General features: G+C 42.7%; 19 protein-coding genes. 9 read left to right on the top strand and 10 right to left on the bottom strand.

The features are described 5' to 3' along the window. Nucleotides 1-4: 4 nt before the first annotated feature. Together Q0081_RS20840 and Q0081_RS20835 are read right to left on the bottom strand one after the other, a co-directional pair. Nucleotides 5-415: a PIN domain-containing protein gene (locus Q0081_RS20840; RefSeq protein WP_298358007.1), complete on the bottom strand. Its 411-nt coding sequence runs from the start codon at nucleotides 413-415 to the stop codon at nucleotides 5-7. Nucleotide 416: 1 nt separating this feature from the next. Beyond that, nucleotides 417-629 carry a hypothetical protein gene (locus Q0081_RS20835; RefSeq protein WP_298358004.1) on the bottom strand — a complete coding sequence of 71 codons (213 nt, stop codon included), beginning with the start codon at nucleotides 627-629 and terminating at the stop codon, nucleotides 417-419. A gap of 64 nt (nucleotides 630-693) precedes the next feature. On the opposite strand from Q0081_RS20835, the gene cysM reads away from it, so the two are divergent. Next, nucleotides 694-1566: a cysteine synthase CysM gene (gene cysM, locus Q0081_RS20830; protein WP_298358001.1), complete on the top strand. Its 873-nt coding sequence runs from the start codon at nucleotides 694-696 to the stop codon at nucleotides 1564-1566. A gap of 63 nt (nucleotides 1567-1629) precedes the next feature. Here the strand turns inward: cysM and lpxA are convergent, their stop codons facing one another. Genes lpxA through Q0081_RS20810 form a run of 4 tightly spaced genes read right to left on the bottom strand, consistent with a single transcriptional unit; the run spans nucleotide 1630 to nucleotide 6113 of the window. After that, nucleotides 1630-2433, bottom strand: coding sequence for an acyl-ACP--UDP-N-acetylglucosamine O-acyltransferase (gene lpxA / locus Q0081_RS20825; RefSeq protein ID WP_298357997.1), 804 nt, complete (start codon nucleotides 2431-2433; stop codon nucleotides 1630-1632). Continuing rightward, complete coding sequence (locus Q0081_RS20820; RefSeq protein WP_298358041.1) at nucleotides 2430-3821, bottom strand: bifunctional UDP-3-O-[3-hydroxymyristoyl] N-acetylglucosamine deacetylase/3-hydroxyacyl-ACP dehydratase; 1392 nt, start codon at nucleotides 3819-3821, stop codon at nucleotides 2430-2432. The genes lpxA and Q0081_RS20820 overlap by 4 nt, the downstream gene beginning before the upstream one ends. 5 nt (nucleotides 3822-3826) lie before the next feature. Further along, nucleotides 3827-4864 (bottom strand): UDP-3-O-(3-hydroxymyristoyl)glucosamine N-acyltransferase, encoded by a 1038-nt coding sequence (lpxD, locus tag Q0081_RS20815; RefSeq protein ID WP_298357995.1) that lies wholly within the window; start codon nucleotides 4862-4864, stop codon nucleotides 3827-3829. 10 nt (nucleotides 4865-4874) lie between these two features. Beyond that, complete coding sequence (locus Q0081_RS20810) at nucleotides 4875-6113, bottom strand: HD domain-containing protein (protein WP_298357992.1); 1239 nt, start codon at nucleotides 6111-6113, stop codon at nucleotides 4875-4877. Between the two features lie 61 nt (nucleotides 6114-6174). Here Q0081_RS20810 and Q0081_RS20805 point away from each other — a divergent pair, with 61 nt between their 5' ends. From Q0081_RS20805 to hisIE, 3 genes are all read left to right on the top strand, one after another. After that, nucleotides 6175-6879 (top strand): peptidylprolyl isomerase, encoded by a 705-nt coding sequence (locus tag Q0081_RS20805; protein WP_298357989.1) that lies wholly within the window; start codon nucleotides 6175-6177, stop codon nucleotides 6877-6879. 224 nt (nucleotides 6880-7103) lie between these two features. After that, a complete protein-coding gene (locus Q0081_RS20800; RefSeq protein ID WP_298357986.1) occupies nucleotides 7104-8267 on the top strand; it encodes a sigma-54 dependent transcriptional regulator in 1164 nt (387 codons plus the stop codon). 91 nt (nucleotides 8268-8358) lie between these two features. Then, the gene (gene hisIE / locus Q0081_RS20795; RefSeq protein ID WP_298357984.1) at nucleotides 8359-8958 is read left to right on the top strand and encodes a bifunctional phosphoribosyl-AMP cyclohydrolase/phosphoribosyl-ATP diphosphatase HisIE; all 600 of its coding nucleotides are present in this window, start codon (nucleotides 8359-8361) and stop codon (nucleotides 8956-8958) included. Between the two features lie 91 nt (nucleotides 8959-9049). Here hisIE and Q0081_RS20790 read toward each other — a convergent pair whose 3' ends face one another. Then, a complete protein-coding gene (locus Q0081_RS20790) occupies nucleotides 9050-9919 on the bottom strand; it encodes a carbon-nitrogen hydrolase (RefSeq protein ID WP_298357982.1) in 870 nt (289 codons plus the stop codon). Nucleotides 9920-10046: 127 nt separating this feature from the next. Here Q0081_RS20790 and Q0081_RS20785 point away from each other — a divergent pair, with 127 nt between their 5' ends. Genes Q0081_RS20785 through Q0081_RS20775 form a run of 3 tightly spaced genes read left to right on the top strand, consistent with a single transcriptional unit; the run spans nucleotide 10047 to nucleotide 13605 of the window. Beyond that, entirely contained in the window at nucleotides 10047-12266 is a 2220-nt protein-coding gene (locus Q0081_RS20785) for a S9 family peptidase (protein ID WP_298357979.1), read from the top strand. Between the two features lie 54 nt (nucleotides 12267-12320). After that, complete coding sequence (locus Q0081_RS20780; protein WP_298357976.1) at nucleotides 12321-12641, top strand: hypothetical protein; 321 nt, start codon at nucleotides 12321-12323, stop codon at nucleotides 12639-12641. A 31-nt stretch (nucleotides 12642-12672) separates the two neighbouring features. Beyond that, a complete protein-coding gene (locus Q0081_RS20775; RefSeq protein WP_298357974.1) occupies nucleotides 12673-13605 on the top strand; it encodes a sugar phosphate isomerase/epimerase in 933 nt (310 codons plus the stop codon). A gap of 224 nt (nucleotides 13606-13829) precedes the next feature. Here Q0081_RS20775 and Q0081_RS20770 read toward each other — a convergent pair whose 3' ends face one another. The 3 genes from Q0081_RS20770 to Q0081_RS20760 all read right to left on the bottom strand — a co-directional run bounded on the left by Q0081_RS20770 (nucleotide 13830) and on the right by Q0081_RS20760 (nucleotide 16898). Continuing rightward, nucleotides 13830-14048, bottom strand: coding sequence for a type II toxin-antitoxin system HigA family antitoxin (locus Q0081_RS20770; RefSeq protein ID WP_298357971.1), 219 nt, complete (start codon nucleotides 14046-14048; stop codon nucleotides 13830-13832). Beyond that, nucleotides 14045-14359: a type II toxin-antitoxin system HigB family toxin gene (locus tag Q0081_RS20765; RefSeq protein WP_298357968.1), complete on the bottom strand. Its 315-nt coding sequence runs from the start codon at nucleotides 14357-14359 to the stop codon at nucleotides 14045-14047. Before Q0081_RS20765 ends, Q0081_RS20770 begins: the two co-directional genes overlap by 4 nt. Nucleotides 14360-14435: 76 nt before the next feature. After that, nucleotides 14436-16898 carry a TonB-dependent receptor gene (locus Q0081_RS20760; RefSeq protein WP_298357966.1) on the bottom strand — a complete coding sequence of 821 codons (2463 nt, stop codon included), beginning with the start codon at nucleotides 16896-16898 and terminating at the stop codon, nucleotides 14436-14438. A 106-nt stretch (nucleotides 16899-17004) separates the two neighbouring features. Between Q0081_RS20760 and Q0081_RS20755 the strand changes: the two genes are divergently transcribed. Further along, nucleotides 17005-17673 carry a MarR family winged helix-turn-helix transcriptional regulator gene (locus Q0081_RS20755; RefSeq protein ID WP_298357963.1) on the top strand — a complete coding sequence of 223 codons (669 nt, stop codon included), beginning with the start codon at nucleotides 17005-17007 and terminating at the stop codon, nucleotides 17671-17673. Nucleotides 17674-17737: 64 nt separating this feature from the next. After that, a complete protein-coding gene (locus Q0081_RS20750; protein ID WP_298357961.1) occupies nucleotides 17738-18634 on the top strand; it encodes an oxygenase MpaB family protein in 897 nt (298 codons plus the stop codon). Nucleotides 18635-18638: the final 4 nt, after the last annotated feature.

Genomic DNA, 18638 nt, shown 5'->3' with positions numbered 1-18638 from the left:
TTAGTTAATAAGGTTCAAAGAAATCGTTAAATCCCTGACTGCGAAGATGGACTTTTAAAGTGTCGTCTCTTGTCCAATATCTTGCTTTTAATGCCAACGTTAAAGCTACAAAGGGAGTATCTTCTTCGTCAACGTCCTTGCAAAGACGATAAGCCTGCCAATACTGATTGGTCGAAATAAAGTCATTACCAACAAAGTGGATATGTTGGAGAATATTATCTAATAATTCATAGATTTCCGACTCCGAAATGTGCGCTTTTTGAATAATGGTTTCTTTGTGTTCAAAAAGCTCTACAAAGATGTACTTTGGGGCGAAGAACTTATATTGACTGTCAGAAAGAAGTAATCGACTTTTTCGATTGTTAGAGATAAGTGTTGAAAACAGGACATTGGCATCCACAACAATAGTGTCCATGTTATTTCAAAAGGCCACTTTTATGTTTTGACCACCATTCTTTTTTAATGGTTTTGCTTAAATCCAGAATAGATTCATCAAATTGTGCCCTTTTCACGAGGTCTTCTGTGCGTAAGTATTCTAATAAATCCATAATTTGCGTTCCATCAAACGCTTCTTTATCCAAGGTTATCCTTAGGTATTTGTCTGTATTTTCGATTTGTAAAGCTTCCATGGGTGCAACTTTTTGAACAAATTTATCGTAATTATTTTAAATAACGCAAACCTTATAGCACTAAATGCCCACTCTTTTAGATTTTGTAGGAAATACCCCCCTCGTCGAGCTGACACGAATGAACCCTAATCCCAAAGTAAAATTATTGGGAAAACTGGAAGGCCATAACCCGGGCGGAAGCGTAAAAGACCGCGCCGCTTACAGCATGATAAAAGGCGCTGTAGAGCGCGGTGAAATTAAACCTGGTATGAAATTGATTGAGGCTACCAGCGGTAATACAGGGATAGCTTTAGCGATGATTGCAAGGCTGTACGGGATTGAAATTGAACTGACAATGCCCAAAAATTCAACCCGCGAGCGAGTATTGACGATGGAGGCTTTTGGGGCAAAAGTTATTTTGACCGATACCATCGAATCAGCGCGGGACTATGCCGACGAAAAAGTAGCCGAAGGTGGATATTTGATGCTCAATCAATTTGCTAATCCTGAAAATTACCTGGCTCATTATCGTACCACCGGTCCTGAAATTTGGCGCGATACCGACGGAAAAGTTACGCATTTTGTGTCATCCATGGGTACTACTGGCACCATTATGGGTACTTCGAGGTACCTGAAAGAACAGAACCCTGATGTTCAAATCGTGGGGTGCCAACCGACTGACGGGTCGAGTATTCCCGGAATTCGGAAATGGCCGGTAGAGTATTTGCCCAAAATTTTTGAACCGTCGCGCGTAGACAGAGTGCTGGAAGTTTCTCAGGAAGACGCTACCCAAAGAGCGCGTGATTTGGCAAAGGTTGAAGGTATTTTTGCGGGAATGAGCAGCGGAGGGGCAGCCCACGCAGCTATTCAGTTGGCCGAAGAATTAGAAGAAGGAGTAATTGTCTTCATCGTTTGTGATCGTGGCGATCGCTACTTATCAAGTGACTTGTTTGGATAAAAAAAATCTCAAAGCGGAACTTGATACGGATTCCGCTTTGAGAAATATAAGAACCCCAATCGTTTAGTCCTCAGAAGGTTCTACATTCGTTCCACTCGGCGCTTTGATGATACCGCGCTCGGAATTACGAATAAAATTCAAAATCTCATCGCGCTCGGCCGAAGGAGGAAGTTCGATTTCGATGTGTTCCAATGCTTCCGAATTGTTCAGTCCTTTTAAATAGATATATCGGTAAACTTCCTGAATATCAGCAATTTGCTCATTAGTAAATCCACGGCGACGCAATCCGATTGAATTTACTCCAGCATAAGAAAGTGGCTCACGTGCGGCCTTGGTAAAAGGAGGAACATCCTTCCGAACCAAAGAACCTCCAGAAATCATGGCATGTTGGCCGATTTTTACCCATTGATGCACGGAGCTTGAACCGCCGATAATGCCCCAATCACCCAGATGAACGTGACCGCCCAATTGGACATTGTTCACGATAATACAATAATTGCCGATGCGACAATCGTGTGCAACGTGTGCATAAGCCATGATAAGGCAATGGCTGCCTATTTCGGTTTTACGGTATTCTTCTGTGCCACGGCTGATGGTTGCGTATTCGCGGACGATGGTTTCATCGCCAATGTAAGTAAGCGTGTATTCGCCTTTAAATTTTAAATCCTGAGGAGTAGATGAAATCACCGCTCCCGAGTAGATTTTGCAATTTTTGCCAATCCGAGCGCCCTCATTAATGACCGCGTGTGAACCTATCCAAGTGCCTTCACCGATTTCAACATCTTTGTGGATAATCGCAAAGGGTTCAATTACAACGTTATGGGCGATTTTCGCCTCCGGGTGTATGTATGCCAATGGTTGAATCATCTTTTTCTTACTAAACTTGCAGTCATGTCAGCTTCGCAAACAAGTTGGCCGGCTACATAGCCCGCACCGTGCATTTTGACAATTCCACGTTTGATAGGTGCTGTAAATTCACACTTAAATATGACGGTATCTCCAGGAATAACGTTCCGACGAAAACGGCAATTTTCAATCGCTGCCAGAAAAGGCCAATAATTCTCGGGGTCAGGTTGACTGCTAAGGGCTAATATTGCACCCGTTTGCGCCATCGCTTCCATTTGTAAAACTCCCGGCATTACCGGATTGTTTGGAAAATGCCCTGTAAAAAATGGTTCGTTCATCGTCACGTTTTTGAGACCCGCCACGCTGGTCTCGTCCATATAAACGATTTTGTCAATCATCAAAAATGGATAGCGGTGGGGAAGGAGTTCACAAATTCGCTTCAAATCCATCACAGGCGCTACTTTCGGGTCATAATGGGGAACGTGGCTCTTGGCCGCTCCCATCAATTTCTTAATTTTTTTGGCGAGAGCTACGTTGGCGGCATGGCCCGGGCGGGCAGCCAAAATTTGGGCTTTGATGGGTCTTCCTATCAATGCTAAATCTCCCACTACATCAAGAAGTTTATGGCGAGCCATTTCATTGGGGTAGTGAAGGTCTAAGTTATTCAGAATTCCTACCTTTTTATTGACTCCTATCTTGGGCTTATTGAGCAATTGCGACAAATAATCCAACTCGCCTTCTTCTACATCACGATCTACAATGACAATGGCGTTGGTTAAATCTCCGCCTTTGATGAGATTAGCTTTGTAAAGTGCCTCCAGTTCGTGCAAAAAACAAAACGTACGACAGGAAGCAATCTCGCGGGCAAAAGTCGAAATATCGTTGAGGGAGGCATGTTGACTGTTGATTACCTGTGAATTGTAATCCACCATTACCGTAAGTCGGTAATCATTGAGCGGTAAAGCCACCATCTCAATGTCTTTCTCCGCATTGATGTAGCGAACCGGTTCGGGAATTTCAAAATAATTGCGCGAGGCATTTTGCTCTTCAATCCCCGCTTCGCGTAAGGCCTCCACAAACTTGATAGAACTTCCATCCATAATAGGCGGTTCCGGACCGTCGAGTTGGATCAGAACGTTATCAATCTGTAAGCCAACCAAAGCAGCCAAGGTATGCTCGACGGTATATACGCGTGCACCGCTTTGCTCAAGGGTGGTTCCGCGCGACACATCCACTACATTGTCCACGTCGGCATCAATGATGGGCTGTCCTTCCAAATCTATCCGTTGGAATTTATAGCCATGATTGATGGGGGCCGGCAGAAAAGTCATAGTAGCTAAAACGCCCGTGTGCAAACCTACACCCGATACAGATACCGCTTTTTCGATGGTTTGTTGTTTAATGTTCAACATTCCTATTGTTTATCTTCTTTGTTATGTTTCTCTAACGCCTGAACTCTTTTTTCTAAAAGAGGTAATTTTCGAAAAATTGCTGCCGCCCGTAAACTGTCCTTAATTTCAAGAGCGGGAGTTCCGTTAAGCGATAGCCCCTCTTCGGTCCAAGTACGCGTAATGCCAGCTTGCCCGCCTACCTTGGTGCCATTCGGAACAGTAATGTGTCCATTAAAACCGGCTTGTCCTCCTATGACGCAATTCTCTCCGATTTTAGTCGAACCCGCTATGCCTGCCTGAGCAGCAATTACGGTATTTTTACCGATTTCAACGTTATGTCCAACCTGTACTAAATTATCCAGTTTTACACCTTGTCGGATAATTGTGGAACCTATAGTAGCGCAGTCTATAGATGAACATGCTCCTACACTTACATTGTCTTCGATGACTACGTTGCCCAATTGTGGAATTGTTTTGTAAGTTCCGTCAGCTTGAGGCGCAAATCCAAATCCATCGCTGCCAATGACCGCATTCGCAAAAAAAGTACAATTTTCTCCAATGACGGTATTGTTATAAATTCGTACACCCGGATGAACAACCGTCCCATCACCAATTTTGACGTTATCACCAATGTAAGCTTGCGGATAAATCTTAACATTTTTGCCAATTCGACAATTAAGACCGATGTAGGCGAAAGCACCTAAATACAGGTTTTCACCTAAGGTAGAACCCTCTCCGATGTAGGAGGGTTGCTCTATTCCTCGCTTTTCGCCTTTGATGATTTGTTCATATTGCTGAAGAAGCTGAGTGAATGCAGTATATGAGTTTTCGACCCGAATAAGGGTAGTTTTAAACGCTTTTTTGGGTTCAAAACGCTTATCTACAATAACCGCCGAAGCTTCAGTAGTGTATAAATAAGGCTCATATTTTAGATTCGATAAGAAAGAAATAGTGCCAGATTTGCCCTCTTCTATCTTAGATAACTGGCTGATTTTCAGATTGTCATTTCCTTCTATTTCTCCTCCTAGCAGCCCGGCAATCTGCTTGACGGTAAATTCCATACGGTCTCATTTAAGACTGCAAAGTTAGAGGTTTCATCCAACAAACATAATACTTTCGGACAATATTACTCAAGGCCTTAATTGTCGGTAAATCAGAGGCATTGGCAATGTCGCATACGCTCCCGTCTTTCATTTTAATGAGTATGTGTTCTTTGCTGGATACATAAGCCGCGTTGCTGGATTGGCCCAATACCATAAAATAGTCGTGCCACCCGTCAGAAATGCCCTGATCTCGCAGTTGCTGATGAATTTCCTGAAATTGATTTTGGTCGAAAGGTTGATCTGAAAACCTGATTTTGTACAATTTTCGGTTCAGTATCCGTTGGCAAATAGTGGAAAGAACAAAATCGGGATGTTTGGTCCAGGCTTTAAGACAGGCCCATATATCATAGTCATCAATTTGCGTAAAAGATTGAAGGTATACGGGATTCTCCTTGAATTGTAGCATCGTCACCGTATTGTTCAAAAATAATGAGAAATCGGGCGAGGCAAAAACGGAATCTCCACTCATTGCGAGTTCCCGAGCACGCCTGATGGCCTGAACGAGCATGACTTCTGCACAAATAGATGTTTTGTGCAGATACACCTGCCAATACATGAGGCGTCGAGCGTTAAGAAAGTTCTCTATACTCAAAATACCCTTGGATTCTATTACCAATTGGTCATTGACGACATCAAGCATCTTAATGATGCGGTCGGTACCGATAGCGCCTTCGGCAACGCCCGTAAAAAAGCAATCACGATTGAGATAGTCCATCCGGTCCATGTCCAATTGACTGGAAATCAACTGGTGAAAAAACTGACGAGGATAACTCCCTTCAAACATCTGAACCGCCATATCGAGCCTTCCGTCCATCTGACGGCTCAGGTCTTTCATAAGCTCCAATGAAAGATATTCGTGGGGTACACCCGCTAAAATGGTTTTTTCCAGTACGTGTGAAAAAGGCCCATGCCCAATATCGTGCAGCAGAATGGCGACTTGTGCAGCTTCTGATTCTGCTTCCCAAATCAAATGCCCTTTGGAACGAAGCGTATTTAAAGCCTGACCCATCAAATGCATCGCTCCCAAAGCATGATGAAATCGGGTATGCAGCGCTCCGGGATATACCAATTCCGCCAATCCCAATTGCCGAATTCGTCGAAGCCGTTGAAAGTAAGGGTGTTCGATTAAGTCAAAAACCAAATCAGAGGGGATATTGATGAAACCGTAAACGGGGTCATTGAAAATTTTACGCTTGTTAACAGGCATAAAGAATTTGGGAAACGTTTTTTTTGAATGCAATTTCGTGAAAAAAAAGAGCCAATACCTAATGAAACACCTTTGCTTACTCTTTCTGTTGCTGACTTTTTATCCGGCTTTTGCTCAAAAGAAGTCTAAAAAAGATAAACTCATTACCATTCACACATCGTACGGAGACATGAAGGCCATATTGTATGCCCAAACGCCTCTCCACAAACAAAACTTTTTAAAACTGGTCGATGAACATTTTTACGACAGTTTATTGTTTCATCGCATTATTCAGGGTTTTATGATTCAGGGAGGTGATCCCAACTCTAAAAAGGCAAAACCTGATGAGCGTCTTGGCGGTGGCGGAGGAAATATGGAACGTATACCGGCGGAGTTTCGTCCCGAACTGTTTCACAAAAAAGGGGCATTGGCCGCTGCTCGAGACGGCAATCCCGAAAAAAAATCGTCGGCGTGCCAATTTTATATTGTTCAGGGAAAAGTGTATAACGACTCAGAGCTGGAAGTTCAATTAAAACGAATGGCGGGAACGCGAATGCCTACAGATGTTCAGCGAGAAACCTATAAAACCCTCGGAGGAACACCTCATTTAGATGGAAACTACACAGTATTTGGGCAAGTTATCAGTGGATTGGCTGTCCTAGACAGCATTGCCCGTCAGCGTAAAGATGGTTTTGACCGACCTCTCAAAGACATTAGAATGAGCATGACCGTAGAGAAGATGAAAAAGAAAAAAATCACCAAACAGTACGGGTATCGGTTTGAATAAAGCAAAAATGCAGTTATTCAGGCAACTACTTTTCAAAATATTTGCAAAAGCGAGATTCTTTCGTGTAATTTTCGCGGTTGGTTTGTTAAATTTGCCCAACTTAGTGCTTATCTCAGTTAAAAGTTAATGTTTTCAATCGAAAAAGTTAAAGGCTTAACTGTTTCTAATGAACGATTAACACGTAAGCAATTAACATTTTAACGATTAATTCATCAAAAAAATAGATGGCAAAAATCCTAATTGTGGATGATGAAAAAAGTATCCGCGCTGCTTTGCGGGATATTTTAGAATACGAAGATTACGAGGTCGAAGAAGCTAAAGATGGCGAAGAAGGCCTCAACATGATTCTGAATAATTTTTACGATGTGGCTCTGTGCGACATTAAGATGCCTAAATTGGAAGGTCTCGAAGTGTTGTTGAAAGCAGGCGAAGCTGGGCGTTCGACGCAATTTATCATGATTTCTGCTTTTGGGAGTGTCGAAAATGCTGTAGAAGCTACCAAGCGCGGTGCATTTGATTTCATCACCAAACCACCGGATTTGAATCGTTTGTTGGTTTCGGTACGAAACGCCATTGAAAAGTCGAAATTGGTGGCAGAAACTGCTAACTTGAAAAAGCGCATTTTCAAAATCAATGAGATTGTAGGTGAATCCGCTCCCATACGTAAAGTTAAAGAAACCATCAGTCGTGTAGCTCCTACCGAAGCTCGGGTACTTATTACCGGTGCCAACGGTTCGGGCAAGGAAATGGTGGCAAAACAAATTCACGAACGAAGTAATCGTGCCAACAAGCCATTGATTGAGGTAAACTGTGCCGCTATTCCGGGGGAATTGATTGAAAGTGAGTTGTTTGGTTATGAAAAAGGGGCATTTACGGGCGCTATTAAGCAACGTATCGGGAAGTTTGAACAAGCTGATGGCGGCACGCTTTTTCTGGACGAGATTGGCGACATGAGTCTATCGGCTCAAGCCAAGGTGTTGAGAGCTTTACAGGAAAGCAAAATTACCCGCGTAGGTGGCGACAAAGAAATCAAAATCAACGTGCGGGTGATTGCGGCAACCAATAAAGATTTGAAACGTGAAATTTCAGAAGGTGGATTTCGCGAAGATTTATACCACCGTCTTAATGTAATTCCGATTCACGTACCGCCTCTTTCAGAACGGCGTGAAGACATTGGACTTTTGACCGAGAAATTCCTGTACGATGTTGCACAGGAATACGGCGGTATTCCCAAAGTAATTTTACCCGATGCCATTCAACACCTCAAATCGTTGCCATGGACGGGAAACGTTCGTGAGTTGAGAAACGTGATTGAGCGTTTGGTGATTATGTGCGGCGATGAAATAATGTTGGATGACGTTCGCCTTTACGCAAGTTTTGGAAATTAATGAACACTGACTTGAAAATTTGAAAAGACAATACTGTAAAAATTCAGTTAGCTCATTTTTAAATTTTCAATTTTTTAACTCTGAATAAAGTTTGGAAATCAATTTTGAAAAATCCCCCGATGGATTGATACCTGCCGTAGTGCAAGACCACGAAACAGGTAAAGTGTTGATGTTGGGATACATGAATGAAGAATCTTTGGCTAAGACGGAAGCCGAAAAGGTGGTTACTTTCTTCAGCCGTAGTAAACAGCGTCTTTGGACCAAAGGCGAAACATCAGGAAATTTTCTACACGTCAAAGCTATTTTAGCCGACTGCGACCAAGACACGATTCTTATCAAGGCCCAACCCGTTGGTTCAACCTGCCATACAGGGGCTGATACCTGTTTTTTTGAAAAAAATGAAGGAAAAGCTTCTTTTCTGAATTATTTGCAAAAACAAATCATTCGTGATCGAAAAAACAATCCGTCAGAATCATCTTATACCAGCAAACTCTTTAAAAAAGGAGTAAATAAAATCGCGCAAAAAGTGGGTGAAGAGGCGGTTGAATTAGTGATTGAAGCTAAAGACACCAATGACGACCTTTTTAAAGGCGAAGCGGCCGACTTACTTTTCCATTATCTCATTCTTCTCGAACAACGTGGAATGGATTTGGACGATATTGTGGAGGTGTTGAAAGAAAGACATAAATAGTTTATAGTCCACGGTCAATAGCCCACGGATTGTCGTTGAAAAATATGGATATGGTAATCTATGGGCTATCAACTATGGACTGTAAACTAAATCATTCATCAATTAAGCGCTTAGTAATTGGTTGATAGCTATCAATACGGCGGTCGCGGAGATAAGGCCATGTAGTGCGGTAGTACTCCGTTTTGTCCAAATCCAACTCAACCACTTTTACTTCTTCTTGGTCGTGAGAGGCCAAATGCATCAGGCTCCCGAAAGGGTTTGACACAAATGAACCTCCCCAGAATTGCTGGTCAGCTTCGCGACCCACACGATTAACAGATACAACATACACGCCATTCGCTACCGAATGACTGCGCTGAATGGTTTGCCAGGCATTGTATTGTTCTTCATTCATAGCCGGGTCTTGTTCATTGGTATCCCAACCGATAGCTGTAGGATAAAACAGGATTTCGGCGCCCATCAGGCTGGTAATTCGTGCTGCTTCGGGGTACCATTGATCCCAGCAAATCAGGATGCCGAGTTTTCCAAAACGAGTATTAAATACTTTATACCCTAAATCTCCGGGAGTAAAATAAAACTTTTCGTAATAGCCTGGGTCATCGGGAATGTGCATTTTACGGTATTTTCCCAGGTAACTGCCATCAGCGTCTAAGACAGCAGTGGTGTTGTGATAAAGCCCAGGGGCGCGTTTTTCAAACAAAGACGTAATAATAACAATCCCCAGTTCTTTGGCCAATTCGCCAAACCGTTCGGTGGTTGGACCGGGAATAGCCTCTCCTAAATTAAAATTGGCGTGGTCTTCTACATCACAGAAATAAAGCGATTTAAACAACTCCTGCAAACAAACTATCTGTGCACCCAAAGCCGCTGCTTCGCGGGTTTTGGCAATGGCTTTTTCTACATTAGCTTCAACATCAGCGATGCAACTCATTTGCACCAGCCCCACTTTTACATTTCGCATAGAATCTCTCTTAAATTCAATACTTAATTATACTTATGTAGTGCAAAGGTAACGCTAAAACCTCTTACTTAATTGACAAATCCGGGAAAGTGCTTACTTTAGAGGTGAAATCAACAAACCTTTAATTATGCAATTTTTTACTAACCTAACGAGAAGTGTTTTTCTGACTACTGTTCTCTTTTATCATGCAATCAGCAGTTTTTCCCAAACCAAAGAAAAAATCGTAGCCTCTGATCTGACACGTATTAAGCAGGTAGGCGGCATTGCCATTTCTCCCGATGGGAAACGGGCGATTTACACGGTTACAGCGCTTGAGCCTGCTTCAGAAGCCCTTGATTATGAATATCGTACTCATTTATGGTTGATGGATTTGGAAGCTAAAACACCACCGCGAGCCATTACACGCGGCAACGAGAGCGCAAGCCAGGCATCATGGAGTCCTGATGGTAAAAGCGTGACATTTGTGAGAGCGGTGAAAGGCAAGTCTCAAATTTTTATTATGCCGCTTGACGGTGGTGAAGCTTGGCAATTGACAGATTATAAACACGGTGCTTCGGCCCCTCAGTTTTCTCCCGATGGTCGCCAAATTTTGTTTTCTACCGCCCCTGCTTTTTCAGTACTGATGACTGATTCTACGTTAAATCCTACTAAAATTGGACCTGCCTGGAGTTTGGAAAAAGCAGGTTTTGCCAGAAATGAGTTTTTGAAGAAGAATACAGCCAAGCCTAACCCTGACGGGACGATTGAAGAAATTAGGGCGTATTTGGATAAAGATGTGGAAGATAAAAAAGTGAAAGTGATCAATCGCCTCAATTTTCAGGGAGAAGCTTCTGCTGGACAAGAATTAAATTTTTCCCATTTACTGGTCATTGAAGTGAAAGAAGGGGCCAAACCTGTTTCGCTTACCAAAGGCTTTTATTCCTATGCGGGTGCGGCTTGGTCGGGCGATGGCAAACAAATTTGGTTTTCAACTCGGGCCGACAGCCTTATTCACCCAGACCGTGACTCGGAAAGCCGTATCTGCGTCATGAATGCTGATGGCACTGGAATGCGGACTGTATTGGTTGAAAAAGGCCGTACTTTTGGTCAACCGACTCCGTCGCCCGATGGACAATGGCTAACGTTCATTTCTTCCCAAGCTGCTGTTAAACCCGCAACGCTCGACCAAGGTCACTTAGGATTTTTGAATCTAAAAACTCCAAATGCAAAATACACCATCAATCCATTTGACCGCTCCCCCGGCAATTTGAAATGGGTAACGCTGACTTTTCCTAAGAGTAAGAAAGAAGTTGGGAAGGTAGATTACGTCTATTTTACGGCTTCTTCCAACGGTGGTACGCCGCTTTTCAGAGCGGTTCCAACCATAGATAAAGTGGAACAATTGTCTGATTATGACACCGGCGTTACCGATTTTGATGTGATTGCCAATAAGGTGGTCTATTCTAAAACAGAAGTTCTCAATCCGTCGGAATTGTATCAGGCTGATGTGTTGATGAAAAATGCGGCAAAACTCTCGACCCACAATGATTGGGTAAGCAAAAAAGCCCTGAGTATGCCCGAAAAGCACACCTTTAAAAATTCAAAAGGTCAAACGGTTGAGTATTGGATTATGAAACCAACGTTTGCAGAAGCGGGTAAAAAATATCCGCTTTTGCTCAATATGCACGGAGGTCCAACGGCGATGTGGGGGCCGGGAGAACCTTCCATGTGGCATGAACATCAGTTTTTCTGCGCACAGGGATATGGGGTTGTTTATGCTAATCCACGCGGTTCTGGAGGTTATGGTGTAGAATTTATGAAAGCCAATTACCGCGATTGGGGTACCGGCCCGGCCGATGATGTATTGCGGGCTTGTTCGGAAGCTGCGAAGGAATCTTGGGCCGATACGACAAAGCAAGTAATTACGGGCGGTTCGTACGCGGGTTATCTGACGGCTTGGATTATTGCCCACGATTATCGTTTCAAAGCGGCTTTTGCCCAACGCGGAGTGTATGATCTCACAACGTTTATGGGCGAAGGCAATGCCTGGCGTTTGGTGCCGGGGTATTTTGGCGGTTATCCGTGGGAAGCTGAAACTAAAGCTTCAATGGATGCCAATTCGCCTTATACCTTCGTAGAAAAAATTCACACACCTTTTCTCATTAAACACGGTGAAAATGATCTTCGTACGGGAATTATTCAGAGCGAAATGCTTTATAAATCGCTGAAAGTGCTGGGGCGTGAGGTAGAATATGTACGTATGCCAGGAGCAACGCACGAGTTGAGCCGTACTGGAAATCCCCGTCAGCGTATTGATCGTATGTTGCGGATTTATGAGTTTTTTGAGCGGTATGTAGGGAAAAAGTAGATTTGGGCTTTAATGGTTTTCTTTTGTTATTTGCATCATAAATAAAAAATACCGATGACTGAAAAAGAACGCTTATCTCAGCTTGAAGAAGTTGTATCTGAAATACTTTTAAAGCAGGATAGAATTGCAGAAGAATTGGCACATTTGAGCCTTAAAGTAGCTTCAAACTCTATTGATATTGCAGGCTTAAAAGTAACTGTCTCTTCTGTAGAAACGAAAGTTGATAGATTGGAAATAAAAGTAGACAGAATGGAAATGAAAATAGACAACCATACTGACAGGATTGTAGAGCTTCAGCAAGACGTTAAAGCAGGCCAGGCCGAATTGAAGAGTAATATGGCATTACTTTTACAAGCTATTTGTGGTCAGAAATAACATAACAGATTTCTTAATTTCTTAATCAATCATGAACAATCGTCGCGATTTTATCAAACAATTAGGGGCTGCCGCAGGAATGGCTGCTTTGGCTCCGGAAGTTTTTGCTGCGGAACCCCAAAAATTGTGGTTCCAAATTTCTCTGGCCGAGTGGTCGTTGCACAAAACGATCTTCAACGAAAAGAAACTGACCAATTTAGACTTTCCCGCGGTAGCTCGGAAAGAGTTTGGAGTGGGTATTGTGGAATATGTAGACCAAATGTTTAAGGACAAAGCCAAAGATACCGCTTACCTGAATGACCTGCTGCAACGCTGCAAAGACAACGATATTAAAAACCACCTCATCATGGTGGACACAGCGGGGAATCTTGGCGAAGCAGATGCTAAAAAACGCATGGAGGCCGTCGAGAAGCATTATCAATGGGTGGATTGTGCCAAATACTTGGGGTGTGCAACTATTCGGGTGAATGCTCGCGGCCAGGGAACGAAAGAGGAGCAAGCGAAGCAGGCTGCTGACGGATTAGCAAAATTGAGTGAGTATGCAGCTAAGCAAAAAATCAATGTGATTGTAGAAAACCACGGTGGAAACTCGTCGGATGGAAAATGGTTGGCCGGTGTCATGAAAGAAGTGGGCATGAAAAACTGCGGAACCTTACCTGATTTTGGTAATTTCTGTATTGAATCGTCGTATGGTGCAGGCGAACGTACTTGCAAAAACGAATACGACCGCTATGTAGGTACCAAAGAATTAATGCCGTATGCCAAAGGAGTAAGTGCTAAAACCAACGACTTTGACGATAAAGGAAATGAAGTCAAAATAGATTATGTCAAACTTCTTAAAATCGTGAAAGACAGCGGGTTTAAAGGTATCATTGGCATTGAATACGAAGGACCAACGATGTCGGAATACGACGGTATAAAAGCTACCAAGAAACTGCTGGAGCGAGTGGGAGCGATGGTGTAAATTTTTAAGTGTCGAGTTTAGAGTGCAGAATGTCAAATGAAATAACTCGACACTCTGCATTATGAATTCGACATTTTTATTTTTTATACGCCTGCTAAACGTGAAATAGGAATATTAAGTCCTTTACTTAGGCGTTTAATCATTGATAAAGTTAATTCTCGTTTACGATTTAATACCTTGGATACCATTGTTTTATCACCAATAAAAGGAATTAGATCTACTTGTTAAAGGCCATTTTGAAGCATTTTGTTTTGCAAATAAGCGACGGGATCAGAAGCACTCATTGGGTAATGAATATCTTCATACGCTTCCACAAGCGTTACTATCAATTCCAACTCATCTCCTGCTTCACTGTTTGGTTGAGGGTGAGTTCGTAACAAATTATAAATTTGTTGGAGGGCCTCTTCGTACTGTTCTTCGGTTTTTATTGGTTTAATTGTCATTGTTTCCGCCGTTTAAATTCTACTTTTTTCGAATCAATCTTATCATAGTCAGCATGGCTGCCAATCCATAGCACAAACACAATTCCAAAAGTGTAATCAATGTGTGTTATAAGCCGGTAACCATTGCCTTTTATATTGAAAACCACCCGATTATTATCAATAATACTTGCATTGCTAAATGCGGCCTTTACAGCATTTGGGGTATTCCAACTAAGGCTCACTACTGTATCATGCCATTCTAATAATGAATTTTCGGAGTCGGGATTAGTATCCCAAAATTCTTTGAGCGCTCGTTTAGCAATAATTCGCATATCATACAAAACTCTGCAAAAGTTGGCAATTTGTCAACTTTCGCAGAGTGAAATTTATCGCGTTTTGAAAGGAAGGTTAAAATTCAATAACTAATCCCAACGCAGGCGTAAAATTGGCATCTTCGTTGGCGAGAATGAGCGGGATGGCGTTGCTGCCGTCGAGTTTAAGGGCTTGACCGTTGCTGGTTTTAAAGCCTGAATTATCACTCAAACGCTCAAAAGTGTATTGGGGAATGGCGGCGTTGGAAGTTAACAGCGCATTTTGGAAATCAAAGAACAGGTCAATTGATGCTTTCTTATAATTCCATTTTTTATCTACTCTGAAATCTACCCGACTGAATGCTTTGAGACGTTGGCTATTCAGACGAGCATAATCTTCGGTACCTACTCCCGTAGTTAGGTAGGTTTTTTGGGAAGTTACCAAATCAAACGGTGTATAAGGAGCGCCGCCTTGATAAAGCCATTTCAAGCCCAACTCCCAGCCTCGTTTGAATTTATAGCCTAATTGCGTTGAAACCAGATTGCGCGTGTTCCAGGCTGAGGCAACGTATTTGCCGTCTTTGCCCGTAAATTCGGATTTGAAATGGGTGTAACTCAACACTCCAAAGAAATTTTTGGTGAGTTTTTGTTGGATAAAAAACTCAATTCCTCGACTTCTGCCCTTGCCGATACTCGTAACGGTTTCGTTGCCAATCGCTCCAAAGTTTCCTCCCTGATTGGCCAATGAAATACCGTCACGTACCGAAACGGGGTAATTGTCATACATTTTTGAGAAACCTTCCAGCGTAATGCGGGTGGTGGGCGTTGGGATAAATTCAAGTCCTGCTACCAAGTGGTCAGAGCGAATGTATTTATTGGATTTGTTGACAAAATTGCCATCTTGACGGTACCCTAAAACGGTGTAAATCGGAGTTTTGAAGTAACGACCTACGGAAGCGTTCAAACGCCATTTATCGCTCAATTGATAGCTTGCCGATAGGCGCGGGCTCAGGGTTTGGAATGGATTATTGCCGTCAGTGGTAAACGAATTCATGTCCGTACGAAGCCCTGCTGAGAGGTTGAGGCGGTCGTCGAGTAATTTCCGATTCACCTGCGCAAAAGCACCGTATTTGAAGAAGTCAACGGCAGTATTGAACGCTACCGTTATTCCGGGCTGTACAATTTGGCCCTGTGCGTTTTTGATTTCGCGGCGTAAAACGTTGAAATAGTTGTTGTTGTATTTCACATATTGCAGCACAGCCCCGTAGCTGTATTCCCATTTGCCGATAAATTTATTGACATCCATCCGCAGTTTGTTTTCAATTTCCTGTGAAACACTTTTCAACGCGCGGTATTGCTCATTATCTTGGCGATTGTCTTCAAATCGATCCAAGCGATTGTTGAACATATTACGGCTTAAAGAAATATTCAGAAAGCCGTTTTCGAGCAGTCGTTTCAGGGAAAACCCCGTCGTATAATTCCACTGATTAATATTGGGATTGGAACGCAGAATATATTCTTTTTCGGGACTGCTTTCTTTGGGAACGGCAAACGAAAACTCATCAATCGCCCCCACACCAATCGCGGTAAAGGTTGTTTTTTTGTTGATTTTATGCGTGACTTTGTACTGAAAATCCCAATAATTAGGACGAATGGGCAAGTCAATGGCCTTGAATAAAAATTGCAGATACGAACGTCGTACCGAAGCTAAAAAGGTTGTTTTAGAAGAAATGGGTCCTTCCAAGGTGCCTGCTATTTCGGTAGAACTTACCCGAATGTTTCCTTGAACTCGCTCAGGGTTTCCTTCGCGTTGGCGAAACTGGAGTACCGACGAAAGTGCATTGTCGTAGCGGGCATTAAAACTGCTTGAACTCAAGGTCGCGTCTTCAATAAACGATACGTTCAGAATGCCCGTCGGGCCGCCAGAACTTCCCTGTGTGGCAAAGTGATTGATGACGGGAATCTCTATGCCGTCTAAGTAAAATACATTTTCGTTGGGTCCTCCTCCTCTGATAATCAAATCGTTACGAAATCCACCTACGGAGCCTGCGGTGCCGCCTACCCCCGGTAGTACCTGAATCACGCGCGAAATGTCGAAGTTGCCTCCGGGGTTATTTTTAATCTCTTCGGTAGTGAGTTTTTGAATGGAATTGGGCGTTTCAGTAGAAGCGACCGAAATCGAACGGTTGAAAACTACTTTTGTTTCGGCCAATTCTACCGCCTCTTCCTCCAATTCAAAATTGATTTGTTGGGCATTACCGGAGGTAAGTACTACGTTAAATTTACTGACAGCTTTGTAGCCCACAAAGGTTGCCTTGAGATTGTAACTGCCTACCGGTAAACTGAGTTTGAATTTGCCATCTACGTCGGTAGTGGTTCCTTGGTTAGTTCCTTCTACCTGAACCGTCACTCCAATTAGCGTCTCTTGGGTACGCTTGTCTTTTACGATTCCGAGAATAGTACCAGTATTTTGAGCAAATACGCTGATGGTGGTAAAAAGTAAAAAACTGATAATGCCTGTGGCTTTCATACGACTCATTGCAATAGATATAAAAAACATTACAGATAGATTTTTGGTTATTTATTACGATAACATTCTAAATTTTGAATTGTTTGTACGAAAACAAAATAATTGTGTCATTTTAGAATGTTTCTCTATAAAAATCATGAACTACGAACTTTTGCAACAATTGATAGGCTACTTGGCCGCGTACGAATCCCAACGTTCGCCGTCGCAACGGAAAGATATGGAGGGCTTTGTAGCGTACCTGAATCAGCAGGTTTTTGAGAAATCAGTCGACCCAACCGTTGGTTTTGAAAATGGCGAGACTGTGGAGGCGTTATTGTCGCAATTGATTGCTTTTTTGTACCGTTATGCCAAAGGATATATCAAAAAAGCCTTGAATCATTCCAACCTGATTACCATCGACGACTTTTCTTATTTGGCAGGTATTTGGCAAACCGGAGGCTGTTCAAAGAGCGAGATTATCGACATGAACATTCACGAAAAAACAACGGGCATGGAAGTCATCAAACGATTGCTGAACAACCAACTCATTGAACAGACCGATGACCTTATCGACCGCAGAAGTAAACGTTTATTAATTACTGAAAAAGGAAAAGGAGTTCTGTTTGGAACGTTTGAGGAGATGCGGAAAGCAAGTTTAATTATTGCGGGTACGTTGTCCGAAATCGAAAAAATGCAGTTGCTGTATTTACTCCAAAAATTACATTTTTTCCATAAACCCTTGTTTTTGAACGAGCGAGAAAAGAGTTTAGATGAATTACTGGATTTTACAGACCACACAAATCCAAATGCGGAGTTCTATAGATAAAATTGCAGAAAAAGATTAGTTTTCGCTTCTTTTTAACTTTCACACTCTCTCAAGCCTTAACTCAATGATGTCATACCGAAAAATTGGTTTTTTGTTTCGCAATCCTTCCGTTAGAGAAGAATTGGCACGGCTCGACCCCGTGAAAGATCATCAACGGATGGTTCATTTAATGACTTCCTACGAGTTTCCGTTTGACATGGTGCGCTCGTTGGAATTGGCACTTTTTCATACCTATGCTAGCCCGAGTATTTCGTCATTGTTGCAAAAAACGGGCGAGTTTGTAAAACGAGGACAAAAGCGGTACGATGACACGGGTATTCTGATTGCGCAGTTTATGCAGGCAGGCTACGACAGCGAATTGGGACAAAGATCGATTTCGCAAATGAATAAGATTCACGGTCATTATCCCATTCCTAACGATGATTATCTGTTGGTACTGTCCACCTTTGTGTTCTATCCCATTGATTGGATGGAAAAATACGGCTGGCGTGCCTTTACATCGCCTGAAAAACAGGCGTTGTTTCTGTTTTTTCGGGAAGTGGGTAAACGAATGAATTTGACGGATGTACCGGAAACGTTGGAAGAAATGAAGGCGTTTGCCGAAAACTATGAAAAACGCTGGTTCTGCTATACAGACAGCAATCGTACCATTGCCGATGCCACAGTTCGCATTGTGGAAAATTGGTTTCCAAAACCTTTACGGCCCATAGTAAAGCCCGTTTTTGCAGCGCTCATCAGTGAAAAATTGCGGAATGCGTTTGGATATCGGAAACCGCCTGCTGCATTTTGCGTACTGGTTGAAGCAAGTTTGCAACTTCGAAAATGGCCTCTGAAGCTTATTACCTTTAAACCCTATCCCACACTGATTGGCAATACGCATTGGATAACCTATCCCAAACACGAGTTTACAATCGAAACCTTAGGACCGGAGCATTTGAATCGAAAAATGAAAAGCCGATAACAAA

The organism is Runella sp., from assembly GCF_027484545.1.
GTDB lineage: Bacteria > Bacteroidota > Bacteroidia > Cytophagales > Spirosomataceae > Runella.
This window is presented reverse-complemented; position numbering and strand designations above follow the sequence as displayed.

Excerpts from the sequence above, each read along its gene's own strand:
- Q0081_RS20790 (WP_298357982.1), bottom strand. The coding sequence starts at position 9,919 with ATGCGAAATGTAAAAGTGGGGCTGGTGCAAATGAGTTGCATCGCTGAT.
- Q0081_RS20775 (WP_298357974.1), top strand. The coding sequence starts at position 12,673 with ATGAACAATCGTCGCGATTTTATCAAACAATTAGGGGCTGCCGCAGGA.
- Q0081_RS20810 (WP_298357992.1), bottom strand. The coding sequence starts at position 6,113 with ATGCCTGTTAACAAGCGTAAAATTTTCAATGACCCCGTTTACGGTTTC.
- cysM (WP_298358001.1), top strand. The coding sequence starts at position 694 with ATGCCCACTCTTTTAGATTTTGTAGGAAATACCCCCCTCGTCGAGCTG.
- Q0081_RS20840 (WP_298358007.1), bottom strand. The coding sequence starts at position 415 with ATGGACACTATTGTTGTGGATGCCAATGTCCTGTTTTCAACACTTATC.
- Q0081_RS20800 (WP_298357986.1), top strand. The coding sequence starts at position 7,104 with ATGGCAAAAATCCTAATTGTGGATGATGAAAAAAGTATCCGCGCTGCT.
- Q0081_RS20755 (WP_298357963.1), top strand. The coding sequence starts at position 17,005 with ATGAACTACGAACTTTTGCAACAATTGATAGGCTACTTGGCCGCGTAC.
- Q0081_RS20805 (WP_298357989.1), top strand. The coding sequence starts at position 6,175 with ATGAAACACCTTTGCTTACTCTTTCTGTTGCTGACTTTTTATCCGGCT.
- Q0081_RS20765 (WP_298357968.1), bottom strand. The coding sequence starts at position 14,359 with ATGCGAATTATTGCTAAACGAGCGCTCAAAGAATTTTGGGATACTAAT.
- Q0081_RS20770 (WP_298357971.1), bottom strand. The coding sequence starts at position 14,048 with ATGACAATTAAACCAATAAAAACCGAAGAACAGTACGAAGAGGCCCTC.
- lpxA (WP_298357997.1), bottom strand. The coding sequence starts at position 2,433 with ATGATTCAACCATTGGCATACATACACCCGGAGGCGAAAATCGCCCAT.
- Q0081_RS20780 (WP_298357976.1), top strand. The coding sequence starts at position 12,321 with ATGACTGAAAAAGAACGCTTATCTCAGCTTGAAGAAGTTGTATCTGAA.
- Q0081_RS20750 (WP_298357961.1), top strand. The coding sequence starts at position 17,738 with ATGATGTCATACCGAAAAATTGGTTTTTTGTTTCGCAATCCTTCCGTT.
- Q0081_RS20835 (WP_298358004.1), bottom strand. The coding sequence starts at position 629 with ATGGAAGCTTTACAAATCGAAAATACAGACAAATACCTAAGGATAACC.
- Q0081_RS20785 (WP_298357979.1), top strand. The coding sequence starts at position 10,047 with ATGCAATTTTTTACTAACCTAACGAGAAGTGTTTTTCTGACTACTGTT.
- Q0081_RS20760 (WP_298357966.1), bottom strand. The coding sequence starts at position 16,898 with ATGTTTTTTATATCTATTGCAATGAGTCGTATGAAAGCCACAGGCATT.
- lpxD (WP_298357995.1), bottom strand. The coding sequence starts at position 4,864 with ATGGAATTTACCGTCAAGCAGATTGCCGGGCTGCTAGGAGGAGAAATA.